Consider the following 24,746-nt stretch of genomic DNA (forward strand, 5'->3'; position numbering starts at 1 on the left):
TTTTTCACCTTGAAAAAACAAGAGGAAATTGGTACTATAATAGGGAAACTTAAAAATTGTCACAGGGGAACGGAAAAATTCCTGCCCCTTTTCCCGAAAAGGAGACCGCTTATGAACATTCGTAGGACCACCCCCGCCGACCTGCCCGCCATCGAGCGCCTGTATGAAGCTGCCCGGGCGGCGCTGCGCGATATGGGCGTTGACCAGTGGCAGACTGGGAATTACCCCAGCGCCAAAGACGCGGAAGCTGACATGACCGCCGGGACAAGCTATGTGCTGGAAGACGCCGGAGAGGTGTTGGGCGTCGCCTGTATCGCCTTTGGGCGGGAGCCCACCTATGAGGCTGTTTTCGAGGGCGGCTGGGAAGCAAGCCCCGCTGAATACGGGTTCCTCCATCGAATTGCCATCGCGCCCCGCGCAAAGGGGAAAAACGCCGCCGGGCTGTTTTTTGATGAGCTGAAGCGGCAGGCGCGGGAACGGAAAATTGCCGTCCTGCGCTGCGACACTCACCGGGACAACCTGCCCATGCAGCACACCCTGCAAAAAAACGGCTTTGTCCGCAGGGGCGTGATTTTTGTGGAGGACGGCAGCGAACGGCTGGCGTTTGAACAGATTTTGAAGGACTAACCCTCAAACAAACACACGAAAAAGGCTCCTCAAGGGGAGCCTTTTATTCTGTTGGCTTTTTCTAAGGTTTTGAGCCGGATCACCGCACCTCCGGGTGTTCCCGCAGGTAGGCTTTTTCCTCCTCGCTGGGCGGGCTCCACAACCCGGCGCTGTTACTTTCCCGATAAGTTCCCCAGCGGTTCCGATAGGCGGTTTCGTCCCACGGCAAAATATGCCACCGTTCCTCCTCCGGGAAATTCTTCTCCTCCAGTTCTTCCCATTCTCTCACAGTCAGCTCTCCCTCCACTGCGATCAGCCACCCTGTGGGGCGTAATACCGTGCCGTCCGGGAGGAGAAAGCTTTTATGGTAGGTTTCGTAATGATGCTTTTCCAGCTCCTCTCTGGAAAAATACCTGCCGTCGGGGAGCAGTATCCCGCACTCCAACACCCTGCCGTCCGAAAGGGTAAGGGTTTCGCCCGCAGAAATCACCACGATGTCTTTTTCCGGGTTGCCGCTGTACCAGCCGTATTCAGGACCGTAATCTGAAGCAGAGGAAACTTCAGAAGAATCTGGGCTGGAAGCGCTGTCCTCCGGCAAGCTTTCCGGGGACGAGACCATCTGACCAGAAACGCTTTGGGAAACGGAAGCAGCAGGAGAAGAACCGTTTCCATCAGTGTCACAAGCTGATGACAAGCTTCCTCTGCCATCATCTCCGCAGCTCGCGAACAGGAGCAAAATAGCAGCAAAAAGCAAAGCAGGCAGAGCTTTTTTCATCGTGATCCCTCTCTTTTGCGTTTTACCCTTTATACAACGCAGGCGGGAAATCCACTCACCTATTTTGAAATTTTTTACTTTTTTCGCTGTCCCTGCGCAAACTGCTGCAGAAAAGGTCTGCGGCGGGCACTGGTGAAGTGTCCTTGCGCAGACCACAGAGAAATTACCCGACCGCGGGCTTTTTGTCCTTTCCAGCATCTGGAATCCAGAATCCAGTATCTATAACATCTTATCCCAAGCGGTACAGCTTCACGCCGTAGGGCGGCAGGGTGATGCTCCCCTGCAGCTCCGTCTGTTCCCCGGTCAGAAGCTCCGTGGCTGCGCCGTGGTGGTCGCAGCCAATGGTAAATTCCGCCCCCTCGGCATTTACCGCCAGCAGCACGGTCTCTCCCTCGCAGGAGCGCCGCATGACCCACTGCTTATTGAGCAGCGTCTCATTTTTGAAATCGCCATAGCACAACGCCCTGCTTTCCCGCTTCGCCCGGCTGAGCCTGCCTAAAAACTCCGTCAGCTCATTTTCCACAGGCGCGTCAAAGCAGGGACGCAGGGTGGGGTCCCCGTCCTTTTTCTCGCCGTCCGCCCCCCATTCGCTGCCGTAATACAGGCAGGGAATGCCCGGCATACAGAACAGCACCGCATACAGGGGCATGAGCTGGTTCTTGTCCTGCAATATGCTGTGAATGCGGGTCACGTCGTGGTTGTCCGCGAAGCAGAGCAGGTGCTTGTCTTTGTAGAGCGTCCAGTTTTCAGGACCGAACTGCCGCTGGAGCGAGTGGGCAATCTCAAACAAATTCATGGAATTAAAGGCGGAATAAAGCCCCTTATAGCATTCGTAATTCGTCACGCTGTCCAGCATTTCCGGGTTCATCACCCGGTTATAGTCCCCGTGTATCATTTCTCCCAGCAGGAAGAAGGCCGGATCCTTTTCCTTGCAGAAGGTGTGCAGCCGGCGGAGGAAATTTTCGTCCAGCAGGTAGGCAACGTCCAGCCGGAGACCGTCGATGGCAAATTCGTCCATCCAGCCTGCCACGCGCTCCAAAATGTGCTCCACCACAGCGGGGTTGTGCAGGTTCAGCTTTACCAGCTCGAAATGCCCCTCCCAGCCCTCGTACCAGAAGCCGTCGTGATAGCAGCTGTCGCCGCCGAAGTCGATGTGGAACCAGTCGCGGTAAGGAGAGCCTTCCCGGTTCTTCAGCACGTCCTGAAACGCCCAGAAACCGCGCCCCACATGATTGAACACGCCGTCCAGCACTACGCGGATACCGGCGCTGTGCAGGGCTGCGCACACCTCCCGGAAATCCTCGTTCGACCCCAGCCGGCAGTCGATTTTTCCATAATCTCGGGTGTCGTAGCCGTGGGTGTCGGATTCAAACACCGGGGAAAAATATACTGCCCCCACGCCCAGCTTTTGCAGATGGGGGACCCAATCTATCACCTTGCGGATGCGGTGGGTCGGTATGCCGTCGTTTTCAAAGGGCGCGCCGCAGAAACCCATGGGGTAGATTTGATAAAAAACGGCGCTGTTCTGCCAACCGGGTTCATTGTTCCATCGTATGGTATCGCTCATGGTAATTCTCCCTTTCGTCCATTTCTCAGTTCTCCGGGCGGGTCTCCATTTGACCGCAGAGCATGGTACAGAAACCGAACTTCTCATAAAACGGTCGCAGCTTCTCTTCCCCGTAGATAACAGATATCATGTAGATATGATCAGCCTTCAATCTCTCAATGGCACGGTTCATCAGCGACCTGCCGACGCCTTTGCCCTGATAGTCCGGGCGCACCATCACGTCCTGGATATAAGCGTCAGTCACGCCATTGCTCACCACTGCCAGAAAGCCCACCAGTTTGTCCTCATCATAGCAGGCGATGCGGAGGTAGTCCCGCAGGGCAGGGTTCCCCAGCTCCGCCTCCATGCCGCCCCAGCCCACCGACCGCCGCAGGGCGGCAATGTCCTCGGAAGGTATCTTGGGATTCATTTTGTATTCCAGCATGGTACGCTCCTTACTCCAAATGGCAGCTGTTCCCGCTCCAATGGGGCACGCCGTTATAAAACGCCGTCATGGCGTTCACCATGTGAGCTACGTCCGCCTTGCCGGCCGTTTCATAGGGCGAGTGCATGGAAAGCTGGGGCAGCCCGATATCCACGGTGGGGAACGCCGCCTGGGCAATGGAGATCAGCCCCAGGGTGCCCCCGCCCGGATTGGAGGAGTGGTTGTAAAACTCCTGTACGGGCACGTTGTTTTTCTCGCAGATACGGCGGAACACCCCGGCGGTCATGCTGTCCGTGGCATAGCGGGGGCTGTGCTTTACCACCACGCCGGCGTTCAAGTAGCAGCGGCTGGTGGGGTCGGCTTTTTCCGGGTAATTGGGGTGGACGGCGTGGGCATTATCCGCGGACAGGAGCATTCCGTTTTGAATGGCAAGCTGGCGCTGCTCTTCGTCCTTTCCCGCCGCCCGGCAGATCCGGGCGAGCACATCGGAGAGGAAGGTCGCCCCCGCGCCCTGGCGGGTCATGCTGCCCGTCTCCTCGTTATCGAACACGGCGCAGACCGTGCAGTTTTCTGAATTTCCGCTCTGCAAAAAGGCGGTGACGGCGGAAAAAGCGCATTCCAGATCGTCCAGCTTGGGGGCGGCAATAAATTCCTCCGCCGCGCCGTACACCGTGCCCCGCGCCCGGTTGTACAGGTACAGCTCGTGGGACAGGATATCCTCCTTTTTCACGCCTGCCGCTTCCGCCGCCAGCGCCAGCACATCGGCTTCGCTGCCGCCCAGCAGGGGCAGGGTGTCCCGCTGGGGGTCCAGCTTGCTGCCGGAATTTGCCTCCCGGTTCATGTGAATGGCAAGCCCGGGGATCACCAGCAGGTCGCGCTTCAAATCGGTGAGCACCGACCGCACGCCGGTCTCCGTGCGGACGGTCAGCCGCCCTGCTACGGACAGCGGGCGGTCCGTCCACAGGTGCAGGGTCATGCCGCCGTACACCTCGGTATTCAGCTTGGTATACTGCCCCTCCACCTTCATGTCCGGGCTGCCCTTTATCTTGAAGCAGGGGGAATCCCCATGGGGCGCCACCACGGAAAAGGCGTGGAAGTCCTGCTTCGGGTAACGGAACGCAATGACAGAGCTCATGCTGCGGGTGGTAAAATACCGCCCGCCGGGCTGAAGCTCCCACGGCTCAGTCTCCCTCAGCTCGGTAAAGCCCGCCGCCTTCAGCATGGCGGCTGCCGTCTGCACCGTATGGCAGGCGGTGGGGCTGCTTTCGATAAAATCAAACAAATCCTGCACTAATGCTTCCATGAATTTACACCGTTCCTTTCTGTTCCTTGATGGCTTCCGCAATGCGGGCGTTGACCGCTTCCCGCATTTCCGGCAGATATCCTATGGTCCTGGGATAGCTTGAAAAGGTGATGCTGTCGAACTCTCCCACCGTCTGCTCCACCGTTTCCCGGTCGGTCAGCGCTTCCAGAAGCTCCAGCGCCCGCAAATCCTGCAAAGCGTGATGGAAAATTTTCAGCCGCAGGGAGGGCAGGGGCGCGCCGTCCTCTCCGGGGTAGACGGAAAAGGGATCGCCGCCGGGGAACGCCCCGCCGCCGTCCGTCACGCGGTAGGGGTCGATGATCTCCCGGGATTCCTGGCTGTGCCAGAAATTGTACCCCCAGTGCAAAAAGCCGTGAATGCGGTACTTGTACAGCTGCACGCCAAGGATACGGTTGCGGTAGGAGGGCATAGCGAGGAAACGGTTGCCAACGTCCACCACCTGCCCGCAGCAGTAGTACGCCCACAGGTCGGGGATATCCCGCTCCAAAAACGGCTCGATGTGGTTCGTTGCCGCGATGGGCTGATCCACCAGCCCCATATCGTAAAATTCCGTATGGGACAAAGCGTCCGCCGTGGGGCAGCCCCCGGTGAGCGCACCGATCATTTCCTTCGCCTTTTGGTACTGCTCCAGATTATCCCGGCTGGGCTCGTCGGACACATGGAACAGCAGCCTGTCCCCCAGGCCCATGCTGCGGAACAGCGCCGTCACCTCCGGCAAAAGCTGACGGAGGAAATCCATGTACGCCGGGGAAGCCGCTTCCACGTCCCAGCCAAATATCCGCCTGCGTTCGCCGTTTTCCGTGGCATATACCGCCGGGGTGCACTTTGCCCCCCACTGGGTGAACAGGTGGTTGATCTCAAAATGGGTGATGCCGCAGGACTGCGCCAGCTCTACATACCGCCGCACCCGGGACAGGTCAAAGGCATAGCTGTCTCCCCGCTTTTCGATTTCCGCAAGCTGTACGCACAGCCGCTCCGTACCGATGGCGGTATCCAGCGGCGGGGTCAGCACGGGCACCAAAATGGTGTTTACGCCCGCCCGTGCCGCCTCCTTCATGTAAGCGCCGATGATTTCCCAGTGGCGCTCCGAATAGACAGGCACGTGGTACTGCTCCGCCAGGCAGTCCACATGGAACCACTGGGAGAACAGCAGCTTTTGCTCCGGCAGCTTCACGGGCAGCACCTGCAAAACAAACTCCGTCTCCGCTGCCGCGTCCTTTCCCTCGACGGAAAAACGCACCGGGTATTCCCCGGCGGGGCAGTTCTCCGGCACGGTGAGGTTTATCCACAGGGTGGTGTTCAAAAAGCAGCTGATTTCCACCGTTTCCCCTGTCAGGGGAACAAGCAGGTCGGGGAACAGCCCGGCGCCTGTGGTCAAATAGTCCCCGTCATGGGCGGCAGGATACGCCGCCAGCTCGCAGGGAACATTTTTCACCCGGAATACCTCAATTTGCTCTGCCAAAGGCGATTCCAATTTCCAGCAGACGGTCTCCTTTCCCCAGCCCGCGCCCTTCAGCACGATCTGGTACGCGTATTCCTCCCCCTGCAGGGCGGTCGCCCGGCGGCAGGGAAAAAACTCCCCGGTATCGCTGGGGAAAACCTTTTCCAGAGACGAGCATTGAAAGATTTGGATTTGTTCCATACTGCGCTTCCTTTCCTGGATCAGTCAAACTGGTGAAAATCCGGCAGATATTGCCGCCCCCTGGCGCTTCTGGACTGCACGAAGCCGTCCAGCCCCAGAGAGAACAGCCTGTCCTCTACCTTTTGCAGCTCCCGCCTGGTGACGGCGCGGGTCAGCTCGGGGAACTGCTCCTGCTCCGGGAACTGCTCCGGCGGGGTATACTGCGCCATCAGGCTCACGGGGATACCGGGAAAATGCTCCGCGATCTGTTCCAGCACCTGAATGGAATTTCTGGTGTGCCCGGGCAGGATCAAATGGCGGATCAACACGCCCCGCTTCATCAGCCCGTTTTCCTCATAGACGGGCGCGCCTGCCTGCCGCACCATTTCCCCAATGGTGCTGATACAGACCTCCGGGTAGTTTTCCGCGTGGGAAAGCGCTTTTGCAAGGGCGCTTTCGGCGTACTTGAAATCCGGCAGGTAAATGTCTACCAGCCCTTCCAGCGCCTGCAATGCCTCCACCGTTTCATAGCCGGAGGTGTTGTATACCACCGGCACGGGCAGCGGCCGGTACAGCAGGGCTTCCCGGATCAGGGGCATGAAATGGGTAGGGGTCACCAAATTGATATTGTGGGCGCCCTGTTCGATCAACTCAAAAAAAATGCCGCTCAGCTCCGCCGGGGACAGGGTTTTTCCCGGTGGTGCCGCCACATTGCTGATTTCCCGGTTCTGGCAGTAGATACAGCCCAGGGGGCACCCGGTAAAAAACACCGCGCCGGAGCCGTTTTTGCCGCTGATAGGCGGCTCTTCCCAAAAATGCAGGGCGGCTCTGGCAATGCGCAGCTCATAGCCGCTTTTGCAAAAGCCCTGCCCTGCCTTTTCCCTCCTTGCCCCACAGCGCCGGGGGCAAAGGGTGCAGTGCGCCAGTTCCTTCATAGGCTCCCCCATCTCAGCGCAGCGAAAGCATGGCGCAGTTGCTGCCCCGCTGCCCCCTGGTCTTCCGATGGGAAAACAGCAGGTCGCTTTCACACATGGTGCACACGTTCCCCACGGTGATATGCTCCGGCAGAATACCCGCCTTCAGCATGAACCGACGGTTGCATTCCCATAAATCCACATGGTATTTTCCATCTTCTTCAGGACCTGTCACAAACCGCTCCGCGTCCGGCAGCCATAAAAATTCCGCCGCCACAGGTTCGTCCACCTCAAAGCATTCCCGGCAGATGGAGGGTCCGATCGCGGCGTACAGCTCCTCCGGCCTGGTGCCAAATTCCGCTGCCATGCGCTCCGTCATCACCCTTGCCATGCCGGAAACCGTTCCCCGCCAGCCCGCGTGGGCAAGCCCAATGGCATGGTGGGCTTCATCGACAAAATACAGGGGCACACAGTCGGCACAGTAAATGACCAGCGTCACGCCCCGGTCGTCGGTGCAAAGCCCGTCAATGCTTTCCATGTCCTTTTCCCGCCAGATGCCAATGCCCCGGTGCGCCGCCGTTATCCGGCGGATGTTCACATGATGATCCTGCGCACCGGCGACAAGGGATTCGCTGTCAATCCCGGCAGCCCCGCAGAACAGCCGGTAGTTCCGCGCTACGTTTTCTTCCTCGTCCCCCCTGCCGAAGCCCAGGTTCATGGCGGCAAATTCTTTATCGCTGACGCCGCCCAGCCGGGTGGAAAACACAGCGTTTGCCGTGGTGCTGTTTTCCAGCCCTGGAAAACGCAGCAGACCCACGCCGTCTTTGATATCCAGCCGCAGATTGCCCAAAACGCCCGGCTCCGCTTTTCTGGGGGCTTCGATCACGGGCAAAGGAAAGGTTTTTTTGCTCACAGCTAATCCCTCATATTTCTGTTTCATAGTGAGCCTCCCGTCAAAAGCGTGCCCGCAGCCTGTACAGCGGAATTCCGCCCGGAAGCTCTTATTTTTCAATACCCAGTGGGTAGTGCGCCTGCTTTCCCCTCCGCATTTCGGGCAGGCGAACAGCAGATGGCTCTTTTGCACCTGCGGGTCGTTCAAATCGCAGAGATAGGAGGTTTTGAAGGTGATGCGGCGGTAAAAATCCTCGTCACACACCGCCGTAAAAGCCGGCAGTGTCTTCTCGCTGTACACCCGCCTGAAAATTTCCAGCGCCATCAGGCTGTCGTCCAGGGCGCGGTGGTGCTCCATGCCGGAGAAATCCAGCCCCAGCAGCTCCGCCGCCCTGGAAAGCCCCATCTGCACCGCCATGCTAATGTTCATCTGCATTTGGGTATAGCGCTGCAGGTCACAGTAGCGGTTCAAAAACGGGACCTGCCCGCTGCCGCTGAAATACCGGCAGTTTTCGATCAGCGCCAGAATGTCCGACGTGCCCCAGGTGAGCAGCAGGCAGTCCCCCGCCCATTTCCGAAACTTGCTGACAGCGCCCATGAAGGTCAGCCCGCCGGTCAGGGTCTCGTCGGTGATACTGGTCAAATTGGAGATCAGAGCGCTGATATGCTTGCCGACCTGCGGCTTTACAAAGCAGGAAAAGGTGCTTTTCCGCTTCAGATCGGCGCTGCATTTTACCGCGCCGAATTCGATCACTTCATTGATATAGCCCTTACTCCGCCGGCTGTAGGCGGCATTCCATTCCAAATCCAGAATTACGATATCCAGAACAAAGCCCCTCCCCAGCCCGGCGGCGAAATTTTACCCCGCGCCCGCTTATTTTTTCCTGCTTGCCTGCTTCATGCGCAGCTCCTTGGACAAAATGGTCTTCCGCATACGCACGCTTTGGGGCGTGATCTCCACCAGCTCGTCCTCGGCGATAAATTCCAGGCACTGCTCCAGGCTCAGCACGGAATGGGGCACCAGCTTCAGCGCCTCGTCGGAGCCGGAGGAACGGGTGTTGGTGGCGTGCTTTTTCTTGCACACGTTCACCGTGATGTCCTCGTTCTTGGGGTTGGCGCCCACGATCATTCCCTCGTACACCTCTACGCCGGGACCTATAAACATACGCCCGCGGTCCTGGGCATAGAACAGCCCGTAAGCGGTGGATTCCCCTGCTTCATGGGCGATGATGGAGCCCTGGGTGCGCTGCTGGATCTCCCCTTTATAGGGCTCATAGCTGTCAAACACGTGGTTCATGATGCCGTTGCCGTTGGTGTCGGTCAAAAATTCGGAACGGTAGCCCATCAGCCCCCTGGCGGGGATCTTAAATTCCAGATGGGTGGTGCCGGATTCCCGGCTGCCCATGTTCAGAAGCTCCGCCTTGCGGGAGCCGATCTTTTCCATCACGGCACCCACGTAATTGTCCGGCACCTCGATCATCAAAAGCTCCATGGGCTCCAGCTTCTGACCGTCCTTTTCCTTGTAAATGACGTTGGGCGGGGAAACCTGGAATTCGTACCCCTGTCGGCGCATCTGCTCGATCAGAATGGACAAATGCAGCTCTCCCCTGCCGGAGACCTTAAAGGAATCGGTGGTGTCCGTTTCCTCCACCCGCATGGCGACGTTGGTCTCCACCTCTTTGAACAGCCTGTCCCGCAGGTTCCGGGAGGTCACATACTTTCCTTCCCGCCCGGCAAAGGGGGAATTGTTCACCATGAACATCATGGACACGGTGGGCTCGTCTATTTTCACAAAGGGCAGCGGCTCCACATGGTCCACCGCGCAGGCAGTCTGCCCGATATTCAAATCGGCAATGCCGGACACGGCGATGATATCGCCCAGCTGGGCGGACTGCGCTTCCACCCGCTTCAAGCCCTCAAACTGGTACAGCTTCGCTACCTTGGCGTTTTTGTGCACGTCCTCCGCGCCGCCGCAGATGGTGACGGTCTCGCCCACCTGAATGCTGCCGCGCTCTACCCTGCCGATCCCGATACGCCCCACATAATCGTCGTAGTCGATATTGGAAAACAGCACCTGGGTGGGGCCCTCCAGATCGCCCTGGGGGGCAGGGACCTCCCGGAGTATCATTTCAAACAGCGGGGTCATATCCGTGCCGGGGGCGTTGGGGTCCAGGGTGGCGTAGCCGTCCCTGGCGGAGGCGTACACCACAGGGAAATCCAGCTGGTCGTCGTTTGCGCCAAGCTCGATGAACAGGTCCAGCACCTCGTCCACCACTTCGGCGGGGCGCGCCCCGGGGCGGTCGATCTTATTCACTACCACCACAGGCTTTTTGCCCAGACCCAGCGCCTTTTTCAATACGAAGCGGGTCTGGGGCATACAGCCCTCAAAGGCGTCTACCAGCAGCAGGACGCCGTCCACCATCATCAGCACGCGCTCCACCTCGCCGCCGAAATCGGCATGGCCAGGGGTGTCCACAATGTTGATTTTCGTGTCCTGGTACATGACGGCAGTATTTTTAGAAAGAATGGTGATGCCCCGCTCCCGCTCCAGATCGCCGGAGTCCATAACGCGCTCCGCCACGGCTTCATTGGCGCGGAAGATACCGCTCTGCCGGAGGAGCTGGTCCACCAGCGTGGTCTTGCCGTGGTCAACATGCGCAATGATCGCAACATTCCTCAAATTTTCTCTCGTTCCCATTTCTATGTCACATTCCTTTCCGTAAGGTGTCAGGGATTCGTTACCGGTTGCCAATCAAATAAAAAGGGCAGGGAAGCCGCATAACAACAATTTTTCCGTTTGCTATTGTAGCACAACTTTTTCCAAAAGAAAAGACGGCTGTCCCCTCTCAGCCGTCTTTTGTGAAAGTTTACAATCTCAGGAAAGCCGGGCGGAAAAAATTCAGGCTTTTCCCCCTGCAAGATAAATGTCCTCGCCGGTTTTCTGACACTGGGTCAATATGAGGATCAGCTTTTCCTTTTCCGGGCTTTCCGGCAGCTCCCTGATGATCTCCAACGCGTCCGTGACTGCGTTGAAAACGGTGTAGTACATTTTGTCATACTTCATACAAAATTCCGCCAAAATAAATTTTCCTTTGCGCTCAGTATCCGTATACGGGTACTATTTCTTTCCCCATACTAATCGCATAATGGAGAAAAAGCAAGGAAAATCGCTCGACAAAAGGTAGGAAAAAATGATAAAATACGACAAACTCTGGCAGACCATGGCAGCAAAGGGGATCACCGAATACCACCTTTACACCTATCACAACGTGAGCCGGGGACAGCTGTTCCGGCTGCGCCACAACAGGAATGTGGAAGTCAACACCATTGATAAGCTCTGCAATATTCTGGGCTGCGATGTTTCGGAGATCATGGAGCATGTCCCGGACGGCAACATATTTTAACTTTTTTCGCCTGTTTTTGATTGATTTCCCAAAAAATCAGCTTCATTCGCCGAGTTTCGACAGCTTCGGCGTTTTTCTTTTGCCCTTTTCTGCCGGGCCTTTCCCGACAGGAGCTATTCCCCTGTCATGGTCTCTCCCAGCTTTTCGGCGATCTCCCGGAACACCTGCGCCGTCACGCCGCCATCGTCCGCGCAGGATTCCTTCAGCACGGTGATACAGTACCGGGGATCCGTCCCGCTGCAAACATAGCCGCAGTACCAGAAATGGAGAAGCTCTTCGCCGCCCTCATACACGCCGGTCTGGGCTGTCCCGGTCTTGATCCCCGCAAGGCAGTTTTTCGGCGCCCCGGGCTGGGCGGTGCCCTCCTTTACGGCGCCCTCCATACAGTCCCGCAATGTTTCCGAGGTGGCGACGGACATGACCCGCAGGGATTTGTCGGCAATGGAGGAGGTTTCCGTCAGGCGCAGCTCGCTGTCCACCGTGCCGGAGATCAGCTTGGGGGAGCGGTACGTCCCTCCCGACGCGATGGCGTTTACCATGCCGCAAAGCTGCACCGGGGTCACGGACAGGTCCCCCTGCCCAAAGGAAAAATTTGCCAGTGCCCGTGGGTTTTCCAGCAGGTCCGCTTCCGGCAGCTCTCCCGCGTCCGCAAACAGCCCCCGCCCAAATTCCTGCTCCGTGCCGAAGCCCATATTGTACGCCATGCTCAGAATATTCTGCCCGCCCAGGCTCCTGCCGCAGTTGATAAAATAGCAGTTGCAGGATTTTTCCAGCGCGCCCTTCAGGTCCACCTTCCCGTGGGCCTTGCCGTCAAAGCAGTGGAACAGCATCCCCCCTGCATTGACCGCCCCGGTGCATTCGTAAGGCTCCAGCGGGTCGCCTCCGTTTTCCAGCTTGGCGGCGGCGCACGCCAGCTTGAACACCGAGCCGGGGGCATAGGAGCAGAACGCCCGGTTCAGCAGCGCCCCGTCCGTGTGTTCCGCCGCGCCCAGGTCGTTGGGAGAGTAGGTGGGGAAGCTTGCCAGCGCCCTGATTTCACAGTTCGGCACCTCCGTCACCACCACGGCGCCCTTTTCCAATGGGGCGGCAAGCTCCTCCACCGCCGCCTGCAGCTCCGCGTCCAGGGTCAGGGCAACGCCGCCCCGGGACTCTTTCAGCGTATCCGACACCTGCCGGTCTCCCCCCGCCACCACGTGCCCCAGCGCGTCCACCTGATAATACACCGTCGCCTGCCCGGCATGGGTCTCCAGCGCGTCGTTCATGGCAAGCTCCATGCCGGCCGCGCCACTGCCCAGGCTGTCCAGATAACCGATGACATGGGGGGCAAGCTGCCTGTCGCCGTACCGCTGGGGCACGCTGAACATGTCGATACAGGGGTTCGTAAGGCTGCGCTCCAGCTCCATTAAAAACGGTTTGCCATCTTCCAGCGCCAGCGCCAGCCGCTGCCGGTATTTCCCGCCGGTGGCTTTCTCCAGCGCGCCGATGGCTTCTATGGTAGGCGCTACCGCCGCCACCCACTTGCGGTTTTCGTTGACCAGCGGGCGCAGGTGGCAGTCATAGATCACGCCGCGGGTCTGCGCCACGTCCAGTCGGTAGACGCTTTGCCCCTGAGCCGCCGCCACATACTCCGCGCTGCCGGAAACATTGGCGATGGAAAACACCGCCGCACCCAGCAGCAGCACCAGGAGAAGGAATACCCCATAGCTTTTTCGTTTCAAAAAATTCTCCCCTTTCGGCAAAATGGGCAAAAGAAAGCGGGCGGCAGCCACCGCCCGTTTCCCTTTGGGTCAAGCTTTTTCCCTGTCATCCCGGAACAGCAGCGCAATGCACCACAGGGCGGCGATCGCCACGATTACATAGACGATGCGTGCGATGACGGAAGCCTGTCCGCCGCAGAGCCAGGCGACCAGATCAAACTGGAAAATGCCTACCAGCCCCCAGTTGATACCGCCGATAATGGTCAAAGCCAGCGCGATACGATCCAGTACGGTCATGCTTTTGCCACTTCCTTTCTCGAATCCAGAAGACCCGGGCAATCCCCTGCCCCGATCCTTTCTTTTTTGATAAAGTTTCTGGTTTCGCACTTATTTTGCACACGGCAGCGGAATTTATACAGCGCGCTTTTCCGTTGAAAAGCGTGTCGAAATGTGCTATACTTTATTAAAATGGGAAGTATGTGCTTTTTTGAAAAATGCAAAGCCGTCATAGCGGGCTTGGAAAGACCGTAAAAAGCTTTGGGCAAAGCATTCCTGCAGTTCACAAAAGCTTCCTGTGCGCCGCCCTGCCAGGATTCCGGCGCGCCCGAGCCGCGCGGTATTGCCAAAAGCAGAATTTTGACGAATAGAAAGGATGTTTTCCATGAGCGAACCCTCGCAAAACAAAATGGGCACGGCAAAAATGCTGCCCCTCATCTTCTCCATGGCGCTGCCCGCCATGTTCTCCATGCTGGTGCAGGCGCTGTACAACATCGTGGACAGCCACTTTGTGTCCCAGATCAATCAAAAGGCGCTGGCGGCGGTATCGCTGGCGTTCCCGATCCAGAACCTGCAGATCGCTTTCGCGGTGGGCACGGCGGTAGGCGTCACCTCGCTGATCTCCCGGCGGCTGGGGCAGGGGCGCAGGGAGGAAGCAAATTCCGCCGCCTCCCACGGCATTCTGCTGGGCATCGCCACCTCTCTGGTCTTCGCCCTGTACGGCGCGTTTTTCACCACGCCCTTCTTCCAGATGTTTGAATCCGACCCGGAGATCGTCCAAAAGGGCGACCAGTACATTTCCGTTTGCTGCATGCTCTCCTTCGGCTGCTTTGTTTCCGTTATGCTGGAAAAGATATTGCAGGCAACGGGCAACATGATCTGGCCCATGGTGTTCCAGCTGGTGGGCGCCATCACCAATATCGTGCTGGACCCCATTCTCATTTTCGGCTATTTCGGCTTCCCCGCCATGGGCGTGACCGGGGCGGCTGCCGCCACCGTCGCGGGGCAGATCGTTTCCATGCTGGTCTGCATTTTCGTTATGGTGTTCGGCAAGCATGAGATCAGGGTCACCTTCAAAAAATTCCGGCTGAGCTTCCGCACCATTTACGATATTTACGCGGTGGGGCTGCCCGCCATTGTCATGCAGGCAATCGGCACGGTGATGAACATGGCGATGAACGGCATTTTGTCCGGCTTTTCCACCATTGCCTACACTGTGTTCGGGCTGTATTTCAAGCTGCAGTCCTTTGTGTTCATGCCGGTGTTCGGGCTGACCCAGGGTCTGCTGCCCATCATGGGGTACAATTACGGCGCGGGAAACAAGAAGCGCCTGCTTTCCGCCCTGAAGCTGGGCTGTCTGATCGCCCTTGTCATCATGCTGGCAGGCATGGCGCTGTTCCTGCTGCTGCCGGAGCTGCTGCTGGCGATCTTCAACGCCGACTCGGAGCTGCTGGAGATCGGCGTGCCCGCCCTGCGGATCATCTGCACCTGCTTCCCCTTCGCGGCGCTGGGCATTGTAAGCTCCACCCTGTTCCAGTCGGTGGGCAAGGGCACCTACAGCCTGATCGTTTCCCTGATGCGCCAGCTGGCGGTACTGGTCCCGGCGGCATGGCTGCTGGCGCGCTTCACCGGGGTGGTGGGCTCCGTATGGTGGGCGTTCCCCATTGCGGAAACTATTTCCCTGCTGGCAAGCATCTTCTTTTTCCTGCGGCTGTACCGCACGGAGATCCACCATTTGGGAGAGGAAAAAACAGAATAAGAGAAGGAGATTTTTTATGACTGAGCTTTCCCGGGAAATTCTGGAGCACTGGCAGGTGCGCAACACCAAAAAGCAGAAGGCTGCCTTCCGCGAATTTCTGCAGAGCCGCCTGCCGGGGCTTACTATGGAGGAGGGCGGGCTTGCCCGCAGCAAAAACCTGGTGCTGGGCGACCCGGATACCGCCCAGGTGGTGTTTTCCGCTCATTACGATACCTGCACCACCCTGCCCTTCCCCAATTTCCTCACGCCGAAAAACGTTCCCCTGTACATTCTTTATAATCTTTTGATCTGCGTTGTCCTTTTTCTCGCGGTAGGGCTTGCGTCCTTCCTGACGGCAAGGCTGACCCACTCGCCGCTGGCGGCATATTTCATTTCCCTGGCGGTGTGCTTTCTGATGCTGATGCTGTTCTTCGCCGGGAAGCCCAACCCCCATACCGCCAACGACAACACCTCCGGCGTCATCGCCCTGTGTGAAATTTACGACGCGCTGACCGAGGAAGAACGCAAAAAAGCGGCGCTGGTGTTTTTCGACAACGAGGAGCTGGGGCTTTTCGGCTCCCGGCAGTTTTTGAAGCGCCACAAAGCCGCCATGGGGCAAACGCTGCTTATCAACCTGGACTGCGTTTCCGACGGCGACCAGCTGATGATGATTTGGAACAAAGCTGCCCAAAAGGAGTGGGAAGCGCCCCTGAAAGCCGCTTTCATGGCGGAGGTCCCGGTGGGGAAGACCGTGCTGTGGGAGCGCGCCTCCCGGACGCTGTACCCCTCCGATCAGATGGGCTTTCCCTGCTACGCCGCCGTTGCCGCGTTTCGGAAAAAGAAATTCCTGGGGCTGTACATGAGCCGTATCCATACAAAGAAGGACACTGTTTTTGAAGAAGAAAATATCCTGTGGCTGCGGCAGAGCGCCCGGCGGCTGGCGGACGCCCTGTCCGGGCAGGAAAGCGGAACACCCTGTTCCGAGTTTGAACGGGCATAAAAAAGAGCGGGATCAATGCCGCTGTAAAATACGGTCCTGCCTTTCGGGAGGGAGCTTTTAGAGTTATTTACTCTAAAAGCTCCCTGTTTTGCGCAGGGAAATTCTCGTCCCGTGTTTCATTTTAGAGTTATTTGCTCTATAATGTGCCATGCTCTGCGAAACAGGAACGAGTTCTGATTTGCAGTTTTAGAGTTATTTACTCAAAACTCCTACGCCTCCCGTCCCTGCCCGCCCACACGGAAGCGCGTTCCCGGCGCAGGCGGCACGCAAAAAAAGAAAAGCTCCTACCCCGGCAAGGCGCCGCGCAATCTGCGGACGCTTTACCGGGACAGGAAACCTCCCCTTAGAGCATTTTGCACGAAAGTCCTCCCTTTCGTGCCTGTATGTCGTACAGAAAAAAATTTTCCGGCACAGCCACAGCGGAAAGGCAAAGTGTGAATACCCACCAAATTTTTTATTTGGAGCCTTCCCGCCGCGCTGCTTTTCGCCGGAAACATAAAAAAGCAGTATCGAGTGAAAAACTCAACACCGCCTGAGTTTGCAGAAGCGTATCACACAGCCTGTTTTTCCCATTCCTACGCCAGAAGTTTATCATGGAAAAAGAGCTTGAAAAGGAAGAGAGAATGGGTTATACTATGAACTGGTGCAGTCGTAAGACTGTTGTGTTGAGTGGAGACGTCACTCTTCGCAGGGACGTGGGAAGGGGCGCTTCCCGCGTCCTGCCGCTATTTTTATGTTTCCATTCGCTATTTTACCCCAAGAAGCCTGAAAATGCAAGGCTTCTTTTCTTTTTTCGACAAAATTATTTTAATTTTCCCCTTTTTCTTCGTCCGGACAGTACGTGATCCCAAACTGCTGCAGGACCCACATCGTGGAAAGGACAAGATAGCCAAGCATGTAGGCTGTGCCGTAATGTTCCACGGAAAAATCACCCTGGTAGCCGTCCGCCTTCAGCCGGGACATGACCTCCCCCAGCCTCACGTCACCCATTCCCACCGGCGAGGGATACAGGCGCTGCCCGTCCACCGTGGGCATGGGAGGGTTCTCCTCCGTGGGAAGATAGCTGCGGTCCTTCAAATGGACGTGGACGATCCTGTCCTTCAGAATTTCGTACCCGTCCAGCTCGCTCTCCCCGGAAAAGCGGAAATTCCCTGTGTCAAAGCACCAGGAAAGCCCGGGGCAGCTATCCAGGAACCTGCGCACCCCTTCGATGGTGGAAAAGGGCGCGAGGGCGCTGTCGTAATCCTCCATCATCAGGGAGACATCGTACCGCGCCGCCAGGTCCGCCAAACGGTTTACCCCGTCTATCATGCCCCGGAATTGCTTTTCGCGGCTTTCGGCATCGTCCCCCTCCCGGAAAAAGCCGGGGATCACCAGCAGCCTTTTCGCCCCCAGGTACCGGGCGGCTTCCAGCGTGGGAAGCGCCTGCTTCTCCACATCGGCGTCCCGCCCAAAGTCGAAATAGGACGGAATGCTGGAAATGCCCATGCCGCACTGGGCAAGCTCATTGCCCACCTCGTCTTCCCTGCCCAGCAGGTTGTTCTGGGACACCTCCAGCTTCTCAATGCCTAACACCTTCAGGTTGTCCAAAGCTTCCACCATGGTGAGCTTCTCCTGCCGGGCAACGTCAACCGCGTGGTCATAAAAAGAACACAGCCTGTCCATACTGTTCCCCTCCCTTTATTTGGATAAAAACCATTATACGTCACACAACGGGATTTGTAAAGCAGATTTCACGCAAAAAATGGACGGAGCCGACGGCTCCGTCCATTTTTTCACAATAGCTTTGTACTTATTTCGCGTTGTACTCGTTGGAGAACAGCTCGGTGCCGTCAGCCGCCTTGCAGATGACCTCCACCACGGGAGCGTCCACATCAACAGCAGCCTTCAGAGAGGAAGCGACGGTCTCAAACTGAGAAGCCATGCCGTCCATAGCGGGCTGCAGCGCTTCCTTCATGGCATCGGTATCCATATCGCCCATATCATAGACAAAGGTGTAGATGAGCTTGTTGCCCTCGCCGGTGATGTCCAGGCTGGCGCCGGAGCCTTCCAGGGTCTTCTTCATGGACTCCAGCTGGCTCTGCATGATGTCGGAGTTTACAAAATCCTCCACGGTGGCATATTTGCCGCTGGCGTTCAAGCCGCCAGCTGCCGCGGAAGAATCCGCCGCGCTGCTGGCAGGAGCAGCAGAGCTGACCGTAGCGGAGGACGTGCTGCCGTCCTTAGCCTTGCCGTCGTTCTTCGCGCCGCAGGCGCCCAGGGTCAGAACACAGGCTGCCGCCAGTCCGCAGGCGAGCGTACGAATCAAATACTTTTTCATTGTTCCTCAAACCTTTCCTGAAAAGTAAGATATCTTCCCGGCATTCCTGCCGAAAAGCCGTTTTGAGTATACCTCTGCCCCATGGAAAAGTCAAGGGAATTTCTACTCTTTGTAGCTTCTGGACAAAATCTTAACAAAATTTTTCGTTCCGCTGGGAAACTCTCTGAAGCCCTCCCGGCGGAAAATGCCCTTGACTTCACCCCCACTTTAAGTTATATACTATGTTACAGTGATAGCAGCGCCATACGCTGCTGCGGAACGGTCAGCGCGCTATGAAAAAACAGCACGGAAAGGATGAAGCTCATGCAAACAGTCACTTTGGGAAGAACCAACATCACCGTGGGCAAGAACGCCTTTGGCTGCCTGCCCATTCAGCGGGTCAGCCCTGATTACGCCGGGAAGCTGCTGCGCCGGGCATTCGACGCTGGAGTGCGCTTTTTCGACACTGCCAGAGCCTACAGCGACAGCGAGGAAAAGATCGGGCTGGCGCTCTCCGGCGTGCGAGACCAGATCTTTCTCGCCACCAAGACCATGTCCACCACCGTGGAGGGCTTCTGGGAGCAGCTTCACACCAGCCTGCGCCTGCTGAAAACCGATTACATTGACATTTACCAGTTCCACAACCCCTCCTTCTGCCCCAAGCCGGGGGACGGCAGCGGGCTGTATGAAGCCATGCAGGAGGCAAAGGCGCAGGGAAAGATACGCTTTATCGGGCTGACGAACCACCGGCTGAACGTGGCGGAGGAGGCGGTGCGCAGCGGGCTGTACGACACCCTGCAGTTCCCGTTCTGCTACCTTGCCACGGACAAGGACATCGCCCTTGTGAACCTCTGCAGGGAAAACAACGTGGGCTTTATCTCCATGAAGGGGCTTTCCGGCGGGCTTATCACCAATTCCGCCGCCGCTTACGCCTGGCAGGCGCAGTTTGACAATACCCTGCCCATCTGGGGCGTTCAGAAGGAGGAGGAGCTGGAGGAATTTTTGAGCTATATGGACAATCCTCCCACCATGGACGACCCGGAGATCAAGGCGGTCATCGACCACGACCGGGAGGAGCTGATCGGCAATTTCTGCCGTGCCTGCGGCTACTGTATGCCCTGCCCGGCGGGCATCGTCATCAACCAGTGCGCCCGCATGAGCCAGCTCATCCGCCGCAGCCCCTCCGACAACTGGCTGACCCCGGAAAGCCAGAAAATGATGATGAAAATTGAGGACTGCCTGCACTGCAACCAGTGCAAGAAAAAGTGCCCTTACGGCTTGGACACCCCCACCCTGCTCCAGCAGAATCTGGAGGACTACAAGAACATTTTGTCCGGCAAGGTGAAGCTGTAATTAGAAATTAGTAATTAGTAATTAGCAATTAGCAATTGACAGTTAAAAAAGGAAGCGCAAAGCGCTTCCTTTTTTTCTTTTCTATCAGCTGACAACTAATTTCTCGAAAGCGTACAATCCGGTTTTTTTGCCGGAAACCAGAATATGGTATTCCTTTTGCAGGGAGAGACCGGGCAGCCCCTGTAAGGCGGCGGAAAGCTCCTCCCCCCTGGCGGTGAGAAACACCAGCCTGCCGCCGGGCTTCAGGACGGTAAAAATCTGCCCCAGCGCCCGCCGGTAAAATTCGTCCAGCGCCATGCCCACGTCCTGAAAGAGCCCCCAGGGAGGGTCGGTGATGACGGCGTCCACGCTTTCCGGGGGCAGGAGCTTTCCCAGCTCCAGCGCGTCCCGGCGCTCCACAACAATATTCGGGTTTTTCCGGGGCAGCTTTTCCCGGGCGCGTACAAGGGGCTTTGGGTCGTTATCGAAGGCATAGAGCCTGGCAAAGGGGAACCGCTTACTGCGCTGGACGGGGATCGCCCCATAGCCGCAGAAAGGGTCCACCACCACGTCGGTATATTTTGGGGCGGTGAGCCAGCACATCATGTAGGCAAGCTCCGGGTGGAGCTCGCCGGGGTCCAGCAGCTTGTCATACGCCGTGTGCCTGGAAAGGCGCTTTAGAAAATATGCCGTTCCCTCGCTGCGGGACAGCACCCAAAATTCCGTGTCAGGGCGGCTCCTGTCCAGCCGCAGCCCCGTCTTTTTATTCAGCCGCTGTTCCAGCCTGCCCCGCAGGGAAGCGTCCACGGAGACCAGCTGGTTCTGCCGGGAAGTCACCAGCCGGAAGGTGCGTATCTTCGAGGAAGAATTTTTGATATCCGCCCACGCCGCTTCCTCCGCAAGCAGCGTTTTGAGGTAAGCATTCAGACTGCCGGCGCCGGGCAGGCTCCCCCGGTGGACGACCTGGAACAGGTTATTACAGCAGAAAAGGTTCAAATCGCTGTAGGGCGTGGCGGTTTCAAACTCCACCGCGCCGTCCAGCAGGGAAAGGATACGGCAGTCCTGCAATCTCTGTTCCAGCATGGCTTCCACGATCTCCCCCGTGCCGGAAATAAATGTCCCGAAAAAATGATTCATGCCCTTTTCCCCCCACCTGCGGTGAGCGCTCGTGCAGCGTCTCTGCACAGATTGCGAGCAAATCCACCCGACCGCAGCTTTTCCTTTTCTAGCATCTAGAATCCAGAATCCAGCGTCTATTATATCATCGTTTCCCAAAAGCGCAAGGCAAAAAACAGGGGTTGGATTCCTTGTCCCTCTGTGCTACAATAGAAGCGGATAAATTGATTCGGGAATTGAGGGGACAATGGGTATGACGGGGAATATGCTGATCGCGCAGTCCGGGGGACCGACCGCCGCCATCAACGCTTCGCTGGCAGGGGCGGTGAAATTTGCCGCCGGGCGGCAGGAGATTCGGGAAATCTATGGCGCAAAAAACGGCGTGGAGGGCATTTTGCAGGAACATTTTGTAGACCTGCTCCCTCTGCTGCAAACGGAAGACGACTACCTGCGGCTGGCAAGGACCCCCGCCATGGCGCTGGGCTCCTGCCGGAAACGGCTGTCGGAGCAGCCGGACGCGGATTATGAAAGGCTGCGGGAAATCTTTCACCGCTGGGATATCCGAACCTTTTTTTACATCGGCGGCAACGATTCCATGGACGCCGTAAAGAAGCTTTCCGCCTACTTTTCCGGGCTTCAGGAGGATATCCGGGTGGTGGGCATTCCCAAGACCATTGACAACGACATCGCCTGCACCGACCACACCCCGGGCTTTGGCTCGGCGGCAAGATACATTGCCGCCACCATGGCGGAAATTTTCTGCGACAGCGAGATTTACACCCCTGATTCCCTGACGCTGGTGGAGATCATGGGGCGCAACGCCGGGTGGCTCACCGCCGCCGCCGCGCTGGCGCGGAGACCGGGCTGTGAAGCCCCCCACATCATCTGCATGCCGGAGGTGCCCTTTGACGAGGAAACCTTCCTCCGCCGTGTCAGGGAACTGCAGGCGGAAAAAAAGCATTTGATCATCGCCGTTTCCGAGGGCATTCGCTACAAAGACGGCACCTATGTCGCCGCCCAGAGCAAGCTGGACGCCTTTGGGCACCGGCAGCTTTCCGGCGCAGCCCATTCGCTGGGTCATCTGCTGCTGGAGAAGATCGGCTGCAAGGTGCGCCCCATCGAGCTGAATGTTTTGCAGCGCTGCGCGGCTCATCTCAGCTCGGAAACGGATTTGACAGAAGCCGCCCAGATCGGCGCGGAAGCCGTTTCCCTGGCGCTGGCGGGCAAAACGGGCGTCATGGCGACCCTTGTCCGGGAATCCAACGTGCCGTACACGATCCGCTACGGCTGTACCGATGTGGGCAATGTGGCGAACGTGGAAAAAACGGTGCCCCTGTCCTGGATCGACGCGGAAAATATGGACATTCGGCAGGAACTGATAGAGTACCTGACCCCCCTGATCCAGAACCCCTCCGACGCAGTGCCGGGTCTGCCGGATTATTTTCAAATCCCGTGAAGCGCTTTTTTGTGGAATGCCGGATCGACTTTGGAGGAAATGGGAGAATGGAAATGGTAACGCTCAGGGAAATCAATCAGGATAATCTGGAAGACGTTTTGCGGCTCAGCGTTTCGGAGCAACAAAGGGCTTTTGTTTCTTCTCCCGCCCATTCGCTGGCGCAGGCGTGGGTCTATCAGAAAACCGCGTTCCCTTTTGCGATCTACGCGGACCAGACCCCTGTGGGCTTTCTGATGCTCGGTTATTACGAGCCGAGAAAACAGTATACCCTGTGGAAGTTTCTGATAGACCAATCCTATCAAAACAGGGGATATGGAAAAAAGGCGCTGCTGCTCGCAATAAAATATCTTGCGGAAACCTTCCGTGCCGGGGAAATATATACCGGCGTCCTTTTGGGGAACGAGGTCGCAAAGCGCCTTTACGCGTCTGTCGGCTTTGTGGAAACCGGGCTGGTCGAGAACAATATGCTGGAAATGAAATACACCTGCTGATTTTCACAGCTTGAAAAGCACAGGAGCTTATAAAAATACCGCCCATCGGGACAGGAAACAATGAGAGGGTTTTATGGAACAATTGCTTCAAAAACGGGAAAATAACACAGAACAGCCCGGGGGGCTGTTTTCCGGCAAAGTATTCTTTGTGCTCAGCGTACTGCTGGGCGGGCTGCTGGCGCTGTTTTTCACGCCCATGCTGATTTTCTGCTTCACCGACGCCGGCGAGCTGCTGCCGCTTGTGCTCTTTTTCCTGCCGGCAGCCGCCTTTTTCCTCTGGTGCTTCTCCAAGGGGATCGACAGCATATCCCTTTCCAGACGCGGCAAAATCATTCTGGGCGTTTGCGTGGGGCTGTTCCTGATGGCTGCCCAGCTGCGGCTGGCAAAGGCGATCTACGGCAAGATCGACTATGATTTTAACTCCGTCTACTTCGCCGGACAGAGCATGGCGCAAACCGGCTCGCTGGGAGAAAATCCCGAATATTTCGCCCAGTTTCCCAACAATCTGCTGCTGGTGTTCGTCTTTGCCTTTCTGTTCAAGGCAGCCTGGTTCCTGGGAATTTCCAACCTGATGGCGGTGCTTACCGGGTGCAGCCTTCTCTTGGTGGACTTGTCCATTGTGCTTGCCTGCCTCTGCGCCAAAAAGGTGATGGGGAACAAGGCGGCGCTGATGGTCTTCGTACTGAGCCTGCCCCTTGCCGTGCTGCATTACGGCATCGTATGCCCCTATTCCGACACCTTCGGCATGGTTTTTCCCATGCTGCTGCTGTTTTTGTATCTGTATCTGCCGAAAAAAACATCGTCTGCCTGTGCCATCACCGCTCTGATGGGCATTTTGGCGGCTGTCGGCTACAAAATAAAGCCCCAGACCGTTATCGTGGTGATCGCCATTGCGCTGACAGAGCTGTTCTATCACAAAATTGACAAAAAGCGCCTGCTGCACATGGCGCAGCGCGCCGGGTGCTTTCTGCTGGCTTTGGTCCTCTGCACGGCGGGCATGAATTTCTGTGCCCGGAAGCTGACGGCGGGCTCTATTACCGACGAAATGCGGGAATCCATGCAAACGCCGCCTACCCACTATCTCATGATGGGGCTGAACCTGGACACCGGCGGCTTTTGGAGCGGGGAGGACTACGCCGCCACCGGCAGCCTGAAAACACAAAAGGAAAAAGTCGCCTACAATCTCAAGGTCAGCGGCGAAAGGCTGCAAGCCATGGGCATAGTGGGCTACGGCAGGTTCCTTCTCCAAAAGGGACGGAGAATTTTCCACAGCGCCTATATGGATATGTGGGTCAGGTCGCCGTATTTGAACACCGACCCCCTGAGCGTTGCCCTGCAGGACACTTTCAGCCAGTCCAGCGCCGCCCAGGCGGACAATTTTGGGAGCGGCTTTAGGGTCTACCTGCAATTTTTGCAGGCTCTCTGGATCATTCTGCTGGCGCTTTGGGTGCTGCCCCTGTTCTTCTGCCGCGACAGCTATCGGGACAAATTTGCCGCCATCCTGCGCTTGACCATTATGGGGCTGACCGCGTTTCAGCTCCTGTTTGAGGGCGGCGCCCGCTACCGCTTCCATCAAACCCCTGTTTTTATTCTCCTCGCGGTTTACGGAATGTGCCATCTGCCCCAGGGTCTGCGTGAAACAAAAATCTCCCTGCAAAAGCGGTTCGGGAAAAAGGCGGACAGAAAAGCCGCGGAAGCAGAACCGTTAGAAATTGCAGAAGAAAAATGATATCCGCAAAAATCAGCAGCACCTGCCAAAGACAGGTGCTGCTTTTTTATTTCGCGCAACGGAACAGCTTGCATAGGAAAATACGA

At 57.3% G+C, this 24,746-nt stretch carries 23 protein-coding genes; 8 read left to right on the forward strand and 15 right to left on the reverse strand.

Going from position 1 to position 24,746, the window contains the following annotated elements:
• The first annotated feature begins 111 nt into the window (after window positions 1-111).
• Window positions 112-627, forward strand: coding sequence for an N-acetyltransferase family protein (locus tag AB8996_RS08825; protein WP_369298609.1), 516 nt, complete (start codon window positions 112-114; stop codon window positions 625-627).
• A 79-nt stretch (window positions 628-706) separates the two neighbouring features.
• Here AB8996_RS08825 and AB8996_RS08830 read toward each other — a convergent pair whose 3' ends face one another.
• The 9 genes from AB8996_RS08830 to AB8996_RS08870 form a co-directional block, all read right to left on the reverse strand.
• Window positions 707-1,300, reverse strand: coding sequence for a hypothetical protein (locus tag AB8996_RS08830; RefSeq protein ID WP_369298610.1), 594 nt, complete (start codon window positions 1,298-1,300; stop codon window positions 707-709).
• 310 nt (window positions 1,301-1,610) lie between these two features.
• Window positions 1,611-2,948, reverse strand: a complete 1,338-nt coding sequence (locus AB8996_RS08835; protein ID WP_369298611.1) for an alpha-amylase family glycosyl hydrolase — start codon at window positions 2,946-2,948, stop codon at window positions 1,611-1,613.
• Between the two features lie 25 nt (window positions 2,949-2,973).
• Window positions 2,974-3,372, reverse strand: coding sequence for a GNAT family N-acetyltransferase (locus AB8996_RS08840; RefSeq protein ID WP_369298612.1), 399 nt, complete (start codon window positions 3,370-3,372; stop codon window positions 2,974-2,976).
• 10 nt (window positions 3,373-3,382) lie between these two features.
• Entirely contained in the window at window positions 3,383-4,675 is a 1,293-nt protein-coding gene (locus tag AB8996_RS08845) for a M18 family aminopeptidase (protein ID WP_369298613.1), read from the reverse strand.
• A gap of 4 nt (window positions 4,676-4,679) precedes the next feature.
• Window positions 4,680-6,338, reverse strand: coding sequence for a DUF4091 domain-containing protein (locus AB8996_RS08850; RefSeq protein WP_369298614.1), 1,659 nt, complete (start codon window positions 6,336-6,338; stop codon window positions 4,680-4,682).
• A 20-nt stretch (window positions 6,339-6,358) separates the two neighbouring features.
• Window positions 6,359-7,252 carry a radical SAM protein gene (locus AB8996_RS08855; protein ID WP_369298615.1) on the reverse strand — a complete coding sequence of 298 codons (894 nt, stop codon included), beginning with the start codon at window positions 7,250-7,252 and terminating at the stop codon, window positions 6,359-6,361.
• A 13-nt stretch (window positions 7,253-7,265) separates the two neighbouring features.
• Window positions 7,266-8,927, reverse strand: a complete 1,662-nt coding sequence (pgeF, locus tag AB8996_RS08860; protein WP_369298616.1) for a peptidoglycan editing factor PgeF — start codon at window positions 8,925-8,927, stop codon at window positions 7,266-7,268.
• A gap of 69 nt (window positions 8,928-8,996) precedes the next feature.
• Complete coding sequence (typA, locus tag AB8996_RS08865) at window positions 8,997-10,820, reverse strand: translational GTPase TypA (protein ID WP_369298617.1); 1,824 nt, start codon at window positions 10,818-10,820, stop codon at window positions 8,997-8,999.
• A 201-nt stretch (window positions 10,821-11,021) separates the two neighbouring features.
• The gene (locus AB8996_RS08870) at window positions 11,022-11,186 is read right to left on the reverse strand and encodes a hypothetical protein (RefSeq protein WP_369298618.1); all 165 of its coding nucleotides are present in this window, start codon (window positions 11,184-11,186) and stop codon (window positions 11,022-11,024) included.
• A gap of 127 nt (window positions 11,187-11,313) precedes the next feature.
• Here AB8996_RS08870 and AB8996_RS08875 point away from each other — a divergent pair, with 127 nt between their 5' ends.
• Window positions 11,314-11,526, forward strand: a complete 213-nt coding sequence (locus tag AB8996_RS08875; RefSeq protein WP_369298619.1) for a helix-turn-helix domain-containing protein — start codon at window positions 11,314-11,316, stop codon at window positions 11,524-11,526.
• A 113-nt stretch (window positions 11,527-11,639) separates the two neighbouring features.
• Here AB8996_RS08875 and AB8996_RS08880 read toward each other — a convergent pair whose 3' ends face one another.
• The 3 genes from AB8996_RS08880 to AB8996_RS08890 all read right to left on the reverse strand — a co-directional run bounded on the left by AB8996_RS08880 (window position 11,640) and on the right by AB8996_RS08890 (window position 13,886).
• The gene (locus AB8996_RS08880; protein ID WP_369298620.1) at window positions 11,640-13,244 is read right to left on the reverse strand and encodes a peptidoglycan D,D-transpeptidase FtsI family protein; all 1,605 of its coding nucleotides are present in this window, start codon (window positions 13,242-13,244) and stop codon (window positions 11,640-11,642) included.
• A gap of 69 nt (window positions 13,245-13,313) precedes the next feature.
• On the reverse strand, window positions 13,314-13,520 hold the full coding sequence (locus AB8996_RS08885; RefSeq protein ID WP_369298621.1) for a DUF378 domain-containing protein: 207 nt from the start codon (window positions 13,518-13,520) through the stop codon (window positions 13,314-13,316).
• Window positions 13,521-13,676: 156 nt separating this feature from the next.
• On the reverse strand, window positions 13,677-13,886 hold the full coding sequence (locus AB8996_RS08890; RefSeq protein ID WP_369298622.1) for a hypothetical protein: 210 nt from the start codon (window positions 13,884-13,886) through the stop codon (window positions 13,677-13,679).
• On the opposite strand from AB8996_RS08890, the gene AB8996_RS08895 reads away from it, so the two are divergent.
• Together AB8996_RS08895 and AB8996_RS08900 are read left to right on the forward strand one after the other, a co-directional pair.
• A complete protein-coding gene (locus AB8996_RS08895; RefSeq protein ID WP_369298623.1) occupies window positions 13,885-15,258 on the forward strand; it encodes an MATE family efflux transporter in 1,374 nt (457 codons plus the stop codon). The genes AB8996_RS08890 and AB8996_RS08895 overlap by 2 nt on opposite strands.
• A 16-nt stretch (window positions 15,259-15,274) precedes the next feature.
• Window positions 15,275-16,237 carry a M28 family peptidase gene (locus AB8996_RS08900; RefSeq protein ID WP_369298624.1) on the forward strand — a complete coding sequence of 321 codons (963 nt, stop codon included), beginning with the start codon at window positions 15,275-15,277 and terminating at the stop codon, window positions 16,235-16,237.
• Window positions 16,238-17,044: 807 nt separating this feature from the next.
• Here the strand turns inward: AB8996_RS08900 and AB8996_RS08905 are convergent.
• Both AB8996_RS08905 and AB8996_RS08910 read right to left on the reverse strand, forming a co-directional pair.
• Window positions 17,045-17,902: a sugar phosphate isomerase/epimerase family protein gene (locus AB8996_RS08905; protein WP_369298625.1), complete on the reverse strand. Its 858-nt coding sequence runs from the start codon at window positions 17,900-17,902 to the stop codon at window positions 17,045-17,047.
• Window positions 17,903-18,029: 127 nt separating this feature from the next.
• Window positions 18,030-18,557 (reverse strand): DUF4854 domain-containing protein, encoded by a 528-nt coding sequence (locus tag AB8996_RS08910; RefSeq protein WP_369298626.1) that lies wholly within the window; start codon window positions 18,555-18,557, stop codon window positions 18,030-18,032.
• A gap of 303 nt (window positions 18,558-18,860) precedes the next feature.
• On the opposite strand from AB8996_RS08910, the gene AB8996_RS08915 reads away from it, so the two are divergent.
• Window positions 18,861-19,889: an aldo/keto reductase gene (locus AB8996_RS08915; RefSeq protein WP_369298667.1), complete on the forward strand. Its 1,029-nt coding sequence runs from the start codon at window positions 18,861-18,863 to the stop codon at window positions 19,887-19,889.
• An 84-nt stretch (window positions 19,890-19,973) separates the two neighbouring features.
• Here the strand turns inward: AB8996_RS08915 and AB8996_RS08920 are convergent, their stop codons facing one another.
• Complete coding sequence (locus tag AB8996_RS08920; protein WP_369298627.1) at window positions 19,974-21,005, reverse strand: TRM11 family methyltransferase; 1,032 nt, start codon at window positions 21,003-21,005, stop codon at window positions 19,974-19,976.
• 232 nt (window positions 21,006-21,237) lie between these two features.
• On the opposite strand from AB8996_RS08920, the gene AB8996_RS08925 reads away from it, so the two are divergent.
• From AB8996_RS08925 to AB8996_RS08935, 3 genes are all read left to right on the forward strand, one after another.
• On the forward strand, window positions 21,238-22,440 hold the full coding sequence (locus AB8996_RS08925) for a 6-phosphofructokinase (protein ID WP_369298628.1): 1,203 nt from the start codon (window positions 21,238-21,240) through the stop codon (window positions 22,438-22,440).
• 47 nt (window positions 22,441-22,487) lie between these two features.
• The gene (locus AB8996_RS08930; RefSeq protein ID WP_369298629.1) at window positions 22,488-22,931 is read left to right on the forward strand and encodes a GNAT family N-acetyltransferase; all 444 of its coding nucleotides are present in this window, start codon (window positions 22,488-22,490) and stop codon (window positions 22,929-22,931) included.
• Window positions 22,932-23,004: 73 nt separating this feature from the next.
• Window positions 23,005-24,660 carry a hypothetical protein gene (locus AB8996_RS08935; protein WP_369298630.1) on the forward strand — a complete coding sequence of 552 codons (1,656 nt, stop codon included), beginning with the start codon at window positions 23,005-23,007 and terminating at the stop codon, window positions 24,658-24,660.
• Window positions 24,661-24,746: the final 86 nt, after the last annotated feature.

Origin of the sequence: uncultured Neglectibacter sp., from assembly GCA_937958185.1 — a bacterium.
Lineage (GTDB): Bacteria > Bacillota > Clostridia > Oscillospirales > Acutalibacteraceae > Acutalibacter.